Source organism: Bacillus sp. M13(2017), from assembly GCF_002218325.1.
GTDB classification, from domain to species: domain Bacteria; phylum Bacillota; class Bacilli; order Bacillales; family Bacillaceae_G; genus Bacillus_A; species Bacillus_A thuringiensis_K.
The window spans coordinates 148,589-161,052 of record NZ_KZ268504.1; the positions used below are offsets into that span (position 1 = coordinate 148,589).

Below are 12,464 nucleotides of genomic sequence, written 5' to 3' on the forward strand. Positions count from 1 at the left end.
TTTATAATTCTTTGAGTAAGGAGATAAAACTTTACCGCCCTTTTTATAAACATCACATTTTTGTTCAATAGGTCATGTCTTTTGTCCGTTAAAAAGGGAGGATATGAAATTGACATCAACTTTTTGTGTAACTATAATAGTTACGGTTAGTTTCGTAAACTAATTTGAATTTCTATTTTAATGATAGTATATTTTCATTCCTTTTTAAGTGTGACAGATAGCAACTATAATCCAATAGAGGAGTAGATTCTATCTCATATGTAAAGAGTAGATAAGTTGTACCCGCCAAATTTACGATGCTCAAATACTTAAAAAATTACATTTTTCAGCTTATCCTTTTTAGAATCCTCAGTATTGATAATTGTAAACATCTACAAAAAGTTAATAAGATTGTTGTGTGTAGAAAGAAATCTTTTAAAAAGGTCATAATATGGATAATAGGTAGCACACATTTTAATTAGTAGGACTTGTGCCACCATCAAGCCATTTTTTAATAAAAGTATAGAAAAATCAAGAAGGTGAATCCATTGCGTAAACATGTATATGTGCAATTTTATGTATTGATATTGGCTTTAATAACTTATATAAGCTTTTGCTTTATATTTTTATTTGTTTTTCCGAATCATTATTTCGTATCAGATTTTAATATCCGACTATCATCTTTAGTCGTTGAAACTACTGTATTTATCTCATTACTGTATTCTATATTATCCCAAAAAATTAAGTTAGGAGTATTCTGGGTTTGCATTACTATTGCAATAGGGTGTTTTTTGATAGGGAATTTCATATCCGCTTTTCAAGTACTTAATGTAGAATTACCAATACAAAATTTTAATATTTCTGATGTATTTCTACTGTTTTTCTTATTCTTCTTTCTTTTTGCGTTCTTTTATAAAATTATGATGGAATGTAACAAATGGGAGAAAGCGTATTTACTTTGTGATTTATGCATTGTTGTTACTGCTATTTTTACATTAGAGTGGTACCTATTTAATAAACCATCTGCAAATATTTTATTCTTATCAATTGGAGATGTTTTTCTCTCATTTATTTTTCCGATTATAGATTTATTGCTTCTATTACTTGGAGTTACACTGATCTTTCGACCTGCTATTTTCAATGCAAAAAGTAAATTGTTTATTTTTATCCTAGTATTAACTGGATTGGCTATTACGGACTATTTGTATTTTTACTTACAAGGTGATTTGTCAGAGCGTTCAGTTATATTTTTAAGGTGTTTGTATAGAGTTTTCCTATTATTTATCGCTATTGCTGCTACAATCCCAAAGAATACTTCTTCTAAAAGAAATTATTTTATTATTAATCCGACATTTGGAGAGAAACTTCTTGGTATATTCCCTTATCTTGCAGTTGCAGTCTTAATTGGCTTTACTTTGAAAGAGCAAACTTCTTCAGCTACATTAATTACGGGAAATTGTATTGCTTTTGTATTTGTACTGATTCGTCATACAATCGTACGAATGCAAAACAAAGAGTTAACTAAAACATTAAAAGTGTTTAATAATCAATTAGAACAAACAGTATCTCAAAGAACAAGGGATTTAATAAATAAATCTAATGATTTAGTAAAAAATCAAGAGAGATTTAAGTCATTATATGAGTATCATCCGGATCCTATTTTAACGATTGATTCAAACGGTATCGTATTAAATATAAACCAGGCTGGAAGTATGTTATTAGGAAAAGAAAGTGCTGCATTGATAGGGAAAGAAAGTGCTGCATTGATAGGGAAAGAGTGCTTCTCTATTTTTTTAGATGAAGATAAATCTGAATTGGAAGCAGCTATAAAGAAAGGGAAACGATGTAGTTCATCTTCACTACAGTTACGTGTGAAAAATAACAATGAGAAGGATATACTCTTTTGGTATGTCACTATAGTTCCTATTATGATAGAAGGACAAACCTTTGGGAGCTATGTAATGGTAAAAGACATAACAAGGATGAAACAACAACAGGAAGAGATAAATTACCTTGCATTCCATGATACGGTGACGGAGATTGGAAATCGTATATTCTTCCAACAAGAATTAGATAGATCTATTAAGCGTGCACAAAAAACACAGGATAAGTTTGGGCTCCTGTATATTGATTTAAATCGCTTTAAGACTATTAATGATACATTGGGTCATTCGATTGGTGACAAGGTTTTAAAAGAAGTTGCCAAACGTTTTAGGACATGTCTGTCACCGACTATTCCTCTAGCAAGAATAGGTGGTGATGAGTTTGCGATCATTGTCCATAACCAAACAGAGCAACAGCTATTGGATTTGTGTACAACTCTATTTCGTATAACTGAAGAACCATTTGTAGTAAATCAGCATAGTTTTTACTTATCTCTTAGTATAGGAATAGCAGTGTATCCATTTGGAGGAATAAATACTACTACACTTTTACAACACGCTGATATCGCTATGTATAGCGCAAAGGAAAAAGGTAACAATGCTGTTTGTATGTATGACGAGACATTATCTCAAAAAGTAACTCGTCGATTACGATTAGAAAAGGATTTACCAAATGCAATTGAAAATAATGAGTTGTTTTTATTGTATCAACCACAAATTGATAGTAAGGCAGGTAAGGTTATTGGTGCAGAGGCTTTAATACGTTGGCAACATCCAGAGCTTGGGCTGATTTCTCCTTTTGAGTTTATACCTATCGCAGAAGAAACGGCGCAGATTATTTCAATTGGGAAGTGGACGTTACAGAAAGCGTGTCAACAACTGAAAGAATGGCATTCTGCGGGCTTTTCAAATCTAAAGATGGGGATAAATTTATCAGCTATAGAGTTTGAACAGAAAGATTTTGTTCAAACCATTATATCTACCATAGAAGAGATAGGAATACCTGCTAATTCGATTGATTTGGAATTAACAGAGCGAATAGCAATGGTAGATGAAAAGGAAACCTTATCGAAGTTAAAAGCATTAAAATCATATGGTGTACATTTATCAATTGACGATTTGGGTACAGGTTATTCTTCATTAGCGTATCTGCCTCTTTATCCAATTGATACTTTGAAAATTCCAAGAGAATTTGTTAATAGGATTGGAACTTCTACTGATGGAGATGAAATTATACAAACCATTATTTCACTTGCTCATACTTTAAACATGAAAGTGATAGCAGAAGGGGTAGAAACGAAGGAACAATTAACAGTGTTACAACGTACTGCATGTTATCTAATTCAGGGCTATTACTACAGTAAACCTGTAAATGAAGATGAATTTATTGGTTTTTTAAGTACAATACAAAATGAATAAGTGAAAAATCAGTATATGTATGAAATAAAGTGAAAAGACGATCTATCCATATGGATTTGAACGTCTTTTCATTTTATTTTCAGTAGTTATGCAGCAAGGTTTCAGCCTTTGAAAGTAAAATAAGTATCTATATTCCTTGTATTTAGGGCTAATGGGATATGAGGTGAAAGTTGCTTCTTGTGAAACCGCATTAGGGACAGCTCGTATATTCTTAAAGCAATTTGAAAAAGCGGAAGAACATTTCAATCGTTCCATTGACCTTTTGCAAAAACATCATGAAGAAAAATTGATTTTAATAGTAAGGCATAATCTAGGACTATTATATGCAACTCAAAATTTATCTAAATTAGCAATTCGTCATTTATCAGAAGTGACAGAGAAGAATATTGCCCATTTTAAAGCATTGTTCTTACAAGCGCGTGAACACTATAAGCTAAGAAAAACAAATATTGTAAAAGAACTTATTGAAAAAGGATTAGCAGTTTGTATGGAATTAGGAAATGAAGAGTATATCATTTCAATATTTTACGTTCTCTTAATGAAGATGAAGCAATTAAACTCTTAGAAGAAGTGAAAAAAGTATTTCTTACTTCGAAAAGCAAGGTTTATGGGATTTCGTAGAAGAATATGCAGATCTAAAAAAGGAAGAAATTATACAATAATCACATGCTATCATTTTTAATAGCTAATTAACAAAAGGACTTCAATTATGGATTCTCTTTGTTAATGGGATAATGCTTTAGTTTATCTAATTATAACAATATTTGTAAAAGGTGTAAAAGGGTCCTAGTTTGGAGGGGGAATTATTTAATAAAAGGGATGATATTTAGTTATCTGCGCTTCTTAATTATGTTTTTTATCACAATTTGAAGTAAATTTCAGTTAATCTTATTTATTTTATAGGAATTATAAGTTATACTAAAAGTAGGTGCAAAATGTACCATTTGAAAAAGAGTGCATTGCAAAAAGGAATCCGTAAAGGATTCCTTTTTTGTTTCTTTTAAAATGAAGCAACGTTCTAATTATCTCTTTCTTTTTTTATGAATGAACTACCAATGTATAAATTTAAAAGGTATTTTTGGAAAATTGCCATATTCCTGTAACAAAACAAAGGTATGTTATGTGTGTTAAATATAAAGAGAAAGAAGGGAAAGTTGTGAAAAAAGTTTTGCCAATTGTTGCGTTATTAGGCATGATGAGTTTTGGAGTACAGGAAATGAATGTAAGAGCTGATACATACCACAAGGGAGATTCAAAAATTAGTTTTTGGGATTCGAAAAGAAAGGGTACTAATTTCATGAATAGTACGTCATTACCTGAAAACTATAAAAGTGCAAAAGAAGCTAATATTGAATATGTGCGTTTAGCACCTGATAAATGGGCAAAAGATAAAGATTTTCTATTTGAGGATAAACCAGATACTTCTGGAAAGGATTTTCTGATAGGTAATGCAGATAACTATCGGGGATTAGTAAAGGAAGATCTAGAAAAATTAAAGGCGGATTTAGATGCCGCACAATCACAAGGAATGAAAGTCGTTCTTACAATGTTATCCTTACCTGGTGATCGATGGCGTCAATTTAATAATAATAAGAATGACGACAGAATATGGGAAGAAGAGAAGTATCAAGAACAAGCAAGTCAATTTTGGAAGGACCTCGCTCTGGAACTAAAAGATCACCCCGCGGTGGTTGGTTATAATATTATAAATGAACCACATCCAGAAACAGCTAAAAATAATAGATATAATGATTTTTGGACGGAAGATTACGAGAAATGGTATGCAAAAGTAAAAGGAACGACAGCTGATTTAAACAGATTTTATGAAAAGGTGATTAACTCCATTCGTGAAGTGGACAAAGAAACACCGATTATTTTAGATTCAGGTTTATATGCTACTCCATGGGCCTTTAAATATTTAAAACCAGTAGAGGATAAAAAAACACTATACGCATTTCATATGTATGAACCATATGAATTAACGAGCCAAGGTGAAAAACAAAACAAGGAATATCAATATCCAGGATTAGTAAAAGTAGGGGATTTAGAGAAACCTGTAATGTGGAATAGACAGGGATTAGAGAAGTTTTTGAAGCCAATTCAACAATGGTCTAAGAAAAATCATGTACCATCTAATCGAATTATTGCAGAGGAGTTTGGAATTAACCGTACTGTTCCAGGTGCTACTCAATACATGCAAGATCTTATTTCTATCTTTAACCAAAAAGGATGGCATAAATCATTCTATGCATTCCGTGAAGACACATGGACAGGGATGAATTATGAATTGGGAACAGAAAAAATAAAATGGGATGAAGAGGGTAAACCGATGCGTCAAGATAATTCACTCTGGGATGTAATAAAAAAAGATTTACAAACGCGTAAATAGTTTAGAATATTAGGTTTAAGGACTAAAGGTAAGCATCTAATTCAAATAGAATTAGATGCTTTTTATTTCGAAAAAAGGTGGAGTTGAATTAAAGGTTCCATCTTTTCTTTTGCATAAAGAGTACCAATCAGGTTTATTTACAACGAAAAATAAGATTTTTAGAGAATAGCTTAGAAAAAATTGTGGAGGTTTAAACAAATGTGGTCACAATTGTTTAAACCTTTAAAGTAAAATGGAAGTTGGACAGTTGCTATACAGGCAGCAAATTTACAATATGTTTCGGCTGAGCCTTCGGGAAATATAATAGCAAATCGTAATGCAGTTAATGAATGGGAGAAATTCGAATTAATTCGGACTGGGGAATTATATACGTACGCTTTAAAAACTAAAAGTAATGGGAAGTATGTTTTGTTTGAGCCAAATGGTAGAGTAGTAGCAGATCGTACATCAATTGGTGCATGGGAAAAGTTTATCTTATATAATGGTGGAGACAATAGGATATATGTATTACAAGCACTAAGTAATGGTAGATATATATCAGCAAATGGTGGTAGAGAATTAACAGCTACTAGTTATGTAGCTGGAAGCTGGGAAAGATTTGTTATTGTATACTTCTAAACTTTGAAGTGTTATATATCTAAATGATAATGGCATGTTTAGTTGGTATAAATACCTAATACAATAAAGTTTTAAGCATGTAATACAAGTGTATATTAACGTGTAAAAGGGCTGCAAATAATTAGCAGTCCTTTTTGTATGGACTTACTGAGGTTATAATGAAAAGAAAAAGAACCCTATAGGGTTCTTTTTCAAGGCATATTAACAGTAAGGAGAATCATGAAATGCTACTTCAAATCTTTATTAGGGGAAAGATTTTGAAAAAGCTTAACATGTATTTATTTTTACATAAATGTAAGATGTAGTAAATTGATAATGTTTATACTTACTATTACTAATATTCAATTAAGATAGTTAATACTATTTATATAGTGTTAACTGGTGTATAGTACAGTATAGATTTAGAAATTTAATATTAGATTACATTTGTTAAAAAAGTTAATAGATATATTATTTCAAATTCTAACTAACATTTAAACGGTTTTAATTGAAATTGGTTGTGTATTAACCCTTATAAGCCGATAAAAGTAAATAAAATAAACAAAGACCCTGTAATAAATACAGGGCCGGATACAGGGTTAAGGGAACGCATAGTTTCTTAATATCATAGTAGCATATATTCTTTGTATAGCTACATGAGGATTTTGACAGAATTAAGAACAAGACAGAAAATCTGTAGGAAAGCAAATATAGTGCTGGAAATGGGATTTTAAATTAAAATATATTTATATTGAAATAGATGAAAACTCTTGAGTACCATGATTAAATTGCCTTTAATTATGAGGTTTAGGTTAGAGGGATAATTGGATCTTACTGAAAAGAAAAAATGTTTTTTAGATTAAAAGAAGAAAAGACACCTTTTGGGTGTCTTTTCTTTAGGTAAACAGTTCACATATTGCTGAATTAGCTACGAAACCATAATTCGACTACGAAGTAAATCCTAACATAATCTGAACAGAAAAAATATGTAATATTACATTTTTATTTTTTAATTATTTTATTCAATATAGAGAAGCAACGTAAATAAAAGGGCATGCAGTCGTATCTGCAGCCCTTTTTAAGAGGAATTTAAGATACCAACAGGACGCGTATTGGTAAACAGGTTCAAAAATAGTATATGTGTTAAGAAAAAGTCCTATACAAAAAAATTACTGTAAGTAAGCCTATTTGTATGTGAAATAAAGAAGGGCCGTCCTATTTGGAGGGCTCTTCTCGTTTGAAGAATTAATATTCAAATAGTTTATCCATTAAATTTTGAATTTCACGTTTTCTTTTTTCTTTTATCAATTGTATACTAATTACCCTCAATTATTAATTGAGGGTAAAGAAGTAACTGTTGAGATTAAGTTTATTGAAAAAGAAAAAAGGTTTTGTAAAGCTAGCCATTACTTTCGTTGGTACTAAACAGCAAGAAAGAGAAATAGTAGTGTTTGAAGACTTATTACATAAAGGTCAAGTAATTGTAACATACCCTGATGTTAATCAGATTTGGAAAAAGAAAAACAAATTTACATACTATACTTAGCATCTAGATGAGACTTATATCAAAGTCAAAGGAGAGTGGGGTTATCTTTATTGTACAAGGGAGCAAGATGGAGTTAATGATGAATAGTTAATTTCATAATTAAGAAATAGTTAAGAAATAGTTAAGCCCGGTTTAAAATTTGCTTTCTATACTAAAAACATAAGCATACAAGAAAGTTGGTGTTCTTACATGAGCGCAATAATAAAGACTACAAATTTAACAAAGATTTATGGCAATCAGAAATCAGTGGATAATCTTAATATAACCGTAAATCAAGGAGAAATTTACGGCTTTTTAGGTCGAAATGGTGCAGGGAAGACGACTACAATTAGAATGTTATTAGGATTGATAAAGCCCACCCATGGAAAGATTGAAATATTTGGAGAAGATTTATTAAAAAATCAAAAAGAAATCCTTAAAAGAATTGGGTCTATTGTTGAAGTTCCTGGATTTTATGAGAATCTTACAGCACGGGAAAATCTACTAATTAATGCGAAAATTATTGGGATACACAAAAAAAATGCAATTGATGAAGCGTTAGAAATCGTGGGATTGCAACATGAAACTAAAAAGCTTGTGGGCAAATATTCTTTAGGGATGAAGCAAAGATTAGGGATTGCTAGATCTCTTCTTCATTACCCAGAATTATTAATATTAGATGAGCCTACTAATGGTTTGGATCCAATAGGAATTAAGGAAATTAGAAGATTGATACAAAATTTGGCTAAAGAAAGAAAAATTACTTTATTAATATCCAGCCACATTTTATCGGAAATAGAACAGTTAGTAGATCATATGGGGATCATTCATGAAGGTAAGCTCTTAGAGGAAATCGAATTTAACAGCCTTAGAAAAAAGAATCGCAAATATATTGAGTTTCAAGTATCGAATGACAATAAAGCTACAAAAATCTTAGAGAAAAACTTTGGTATTTTTGATTATGAAGTTCATAATGAGGGGATTATTCGCGTGTATTCTAAACTTGGGCAACAAGGAGATATTAATAAAATATTTGTACAAAATGATATTCAGGTTTTGAAAATCTTGATGAGTGAAGACAGATTAGAAGATTACTTCACAAAATTAGTTGGAGGTGGAACAATTGGTTAATCTGTTATATACAGAATTATTAAAGCTAAAAAGATCCCATATGTTCTTAATTAGTATTCTCGGTGCATCGGTAGTACCTTTTATGGTAGTAGTAGCATCATTTGTAAGCTTAAAAACTAAACATCCTACTCCTACTATTGTATTTAGTCAATTGTTTGGTGAAGTAAATTTATATACTGTTCTAATAATAGGAGTACCACTATATGGGGTAGTAACCGCCTACCTATTTATTCGGGAATATACAGAAGATACATTAAAGAATTTATTAACTATACCTGTATCACGTATGAATTTTCTTATAAGTAAATTCCTACTTCTATTTTCGTGGATTATGATGTTAACTTTTGTAGCATGGGGATTAACATTATTATTAGGGATAATATTTCAATTTGATGGACTAAGTTCATCCTTAATAAGGGAATCTTTTGTACAGTTTTTGATAGGTGGATTATTGCTTTTTATTTTATCAACACCAATCATACTTTTAACAATTGTACTTAAGAATTACGTACCGACCATTGTATTTACAGTTGTAATAACCATGATTAATTTAATGACAGCAAATTCAGAACATAGAGGATTGTTTCCATGGGCAGCAGCAGGTGATATCTCAAGAAATACGCTTCAGCCCACTTATCCTCCCGAGTACTCCTATATAGGTATATTCGGAACATCTATTATTGGATTAGTATTATTGATTTCATATTTTAAAAAGGTAGATATTCATTAAGAAAAATAAAATGGGACCATCTAAAACTATTAGGTAGTAACAAAAAGTAGATTAAAAAATTATAATTAGCGTTTGATTTATATATGGTAAGGAGGAGTTTGAAAATGTCTTTTTCTCAATTCAATATTGATGCTTTTCGAGCCGTTAACGATTTAGGTAAACAGTACCCATTTCTCAATTCTACTATGACGTTCGTGGCAGAATATATGGTATATTTCTTAGCTTTAATTATTGTAGTGTATTGGTTTACTCGATCTAACCAAAATCGAATGATGGTTGTTCAAGCGATGATTGCTTTTGTGATTGCTGAGGTTATCGGGAAAATAGCAGGAAAGTTTCATTCAAACTATCAACCATTTGCAGAGTTACCCAATGTTAATAAATTGGTAGAGCATGCTGTTGATAATTCATTTCCAAGTGACCATACAATTTTATTCTTTTCAATTTGTTTTTCATTTTGGCTTGTTCATAAAAAGATTGGTTGGCTATGGATTACACTTGCATTCTGTGTAGCCATTTCTCGTATCTGGGTAGGAGTTCATTATCCTTTCGATGTTATAACAGGTGCTATATTAGGGATTGTTTCAGCGATAATTGCTTATTGGTTAGTACCAAAAGTTACTTTCTTGAAAAGAATACTTTCTATATATGAAAAAGGGGAAAACTACATTTTACCTGCAAAAGATAAATCAAAAAATTTTTAAGGAAAAACATCTGAATTATAAGTAGCTTTTTGCTTATAGTGTTAATTTGATGTTAGATAAAGATGAAACATTTCTAGGACAATTGAAGTGGCAAGTTTAAGCCACTTCAATTGTCCTAGAATGACTGAGTGAAAATATGGTTTATATATGTATCATCAATACGAATAACGTTTTCTTGGTAAGAATTTACTCATTACAATTTTTTTTGGAAGACTAAACCTCATAGACATACCCCACATCATTTTCACTTCAAAAATGAATTTCATACTTAAGTTAAAACAGTTATAAGGGATAGGATAACATTGGTGTTCATTCCTTGTTGTAATAATTGTAGATATACATAATTATTTTTTGGAAAACAATTTACAGTAATATTACGTTTTTAGAGGAGAAATCAAGTTGTCAAAATCACTAATAAATATGATTTATTAGTGATTTTGACAACTTGAGAAAATAATTCGTTTATTATTTTGATTACAATATAAGGTAGTATTAGAATGTAGCGTGGAAAGTTAGAGAAAATAAACTGCATATCAAAAGGAGGATGCTTTTGGATAGTTATGTTTGGATTATGAATATCAGAATGAAAAACTATACAATTTAATGAGTGGTAATGTACATTTGGACGTGTAATCCGCGATAGAAATCCTAATGGCAAATTATATCTTAAAGCAGTATGTTAGGCTCTAACCAAAGGAACTGCGATGAACGTTAGGGATTTAGATATTATACGTTTCAAACATAGCAAAGGTATTAAATTCTGAATAATTAGAATTAAGTCAAATTAAATGGGGAGTCCTTATGAAGAAAATTTTAGTTATATTTCAAAATGGGAATTACTCGAGGCTATTTTTTGCATCTTTTACTTCACAAATGGGTAGTACAATTGGTTTAACTGCACTTATGTTTTATTTTTTAAATCGTTTTTCGCACCAACCTGCATATGCTACTATTACGGAGTTGATGTTGTCTTTGCCCACATTAGTAGTATTTTTTCTTGTTGGTGTAGTTACTGATAGGATTGATCGACAAAAAATAGCTCAAAATTGTGATTGGATCTGTTCTATATTATCGCTTTTATTATTATGGTCTCTTTTTCTAAACTGGATGCCAGCAGCATTTGCGCTGTTATTTTTAAGAAGTATGGTAAAGAGCTTTTTTACACCCGCGCAATCATCCCTTGTACAAGGTGTTTTAACAAGAGATGACTATGCTACTGCAGTTGGTTTGAATCAGATGGTTACAAGTTTGTTTATGCTTTTTGGTAGTGGTATCGGGATTTATTGTTATTGGGTAATCGGTATTTATGGTGCAATCTTAATTGATGCAATTAGTTTTTTTATTAGTGCTCTTCTAATAAAATCTTGTAGAATGTCAGAAGAAATTCGTATGCCAAATGGAAAGCATAATATCAAGGATTTGAACATTTCAATTGTAATGAAGGATTTTGTGAAGGGAATACGTTATATTTTGAACCACAACTTGTTACTTACACTTATCTCCGGATTTATAGTTTTCGGAATTTTAAATGGAGGGCTCTCAGTGATGCAGGTATTTATTTTAAAATACAAACTAGCCCCAAGAAACTATGAAGAAGTTTCAATTATATTAAGTATAGTCTTTGGTATCGGGATTTTACTTGGTAGTGTTATAGCATCTATACTTTCTCAAAAAATAAAGCTTTATCATTTACTAATTTTAGCTTTGTTTATTGGAGGAGGAGCGACTATTTTGAGCTCATTAGTCAATACAGTTTGGCTGTATGTTATTTGTACGGGCATAGTTGCCCTAGCACTTCCGATGATTAATGTAGCAATTGGAGGTTGGATTCCGAAAATAGTAAATCCCAAAATGATGGGAAGAGTACACGGGTGTATTAATCCTTTGATGATGCTCTCACAGTCACTAACCTTACTTTTTATTGCTGGATTTTACCCAGGTATTCTTGCAGTTGAAACTCTTTTTTGGATAGTTGGCGGATGTTTAATATTTGTAGGAGTTTTTTACATGATTAGCATTCCACGATTAATGAAAGTAGAAAAATCAGTTAGCATAACGCTCGAATAATTGTAGTTGATCAATTAATTTAACTAGGATTTGTGAGGGA

Annotated in this window: 6 protein-coding genes and 4 pseudogenes; all 10 read left to right on the top strand. The window is 31.0% G+C overall.

Features of this window, described 5'->3' with window-relative positions; genetic code table 11:
* Nucleotides 1–527: 527 nt before the first annotated feature.
* The 10 genes and pseudogenes from CGQ22_RS14385 to CGQ22_RS14425 all read left to right on the top strand — a co-directional run bounded on the left by CGQ22_RS14385 (nucleotide 528) and on the right by CGQ22_RS14425 (nucleotide 12,424).
* A complete protein-coding gene (locus CGQ22_RS14385; RefSeq protein WP_139032782.1) occupies nucleotides 528–3,281 on the top strand; it encodes a sensor domain-containing protein in 2,754 nt (917 codons plus the stop codon).
* 154 nt (nucleotides 3,282–3,435) lie between these two features.
* Nucleotides 3,436–3,919 (top strand): annotated as a pseudogene (locus CGQ22_RS32925) (tetratricopeptide repeat protein); the annotation flags it as partial.
* 482 nt (nucleotides 3,920–4,401) lie between these two features.
* Complete coding sequence (locus CGQ22_RS14395; RefSeq protein ID WP_002026152.1) at nucleotides 4,402–5,670, top strand: glycoside hydrolase family 5 protein; 1,269 nt, start codon at nucleotides 4,402–4,404, stop codon at nucleotides 5,668–5,670.
* A gap of 231 nt (nucleotides 5,671–5,901) precedes the next feature.
* Nucleotides 5,902–6,288: pseudogene (locus CGQ22_RS14400) on the top strand (fascin domain-containing protein); the annotation flags it as partial.
* Nucleotides 6,289–7,596: 1,308 nt separating this feature from the next.
* Nucleotides 7,597–7,777 (top strand): annotated as a pseudogene (locus CGQ22_RS32930) (VaFE repeat-containing surface-anchored protein); the annotation flags it as partial.
* Nucleotides 7,766–7,885, top strand: a pseudogene (locus CGQ22_RS32465) (IS6 family transposase); the annotation flags it as partial. The pseudogenes CGQ22_RS32930 and CGQ22_RS32465, both read left to right, overlap by 12 nt.
* Before the next feature lie 117 nt (nucleotides 7,886–8,002).
* Nucleotides 8,003–8,923: an ABC transporter ATP-binding protein gene (locus tag CGQ22_RS14410; protein ID WP_001273092.1), complete on the top strand. Its 921-nt coding sequence runs from the start codon at nucleotides 8,003–8,005 to the stop codon at nucleotides 8,921–8,923.
* Nucleotides 8,916–9,653: an ABC transporter permease gene (locus CGQ22_RS14415; protein ID WP_000247702.1), complete on the top strand. Its 738-nt coding sequence runs from the start codon at nucleotides 8,916–8,918 to the stop codon at nucleotides 9,651–9,653. The genes CGQ22_RS14410 and CGQ22_RS14415 overlap by 8 nt, the downstream gene beginning before the upstream one ends.
* Nucleotides 9,654–9,757: 104 nt before the next feature.
* A complete protein-coding gene (locus CGQ22_RS14420) occupies nucleotides 9,758–10,357 on the top strand; it encodes an undecaprenyl-diphosphatase (protein ID WP_000010574.1) in 600 nt (199 codons plus the stop codon).
* 801 nt (nucleotides 10,358–11,158) lie between these two features.
* Nucleotides 11,159–12,424, top strand: a complete 1,266-nt coding sequence (locus tag CGQ22_RS14425; RefSeq protein WP_000722985.1) for an MFS transporter — start codon at nucleotides 11,159–11,161, stop codon at nucleotides 12,422–12,424.
* Nucleotides 12,425–12,464: the final 40 nt, after the last annotated feature.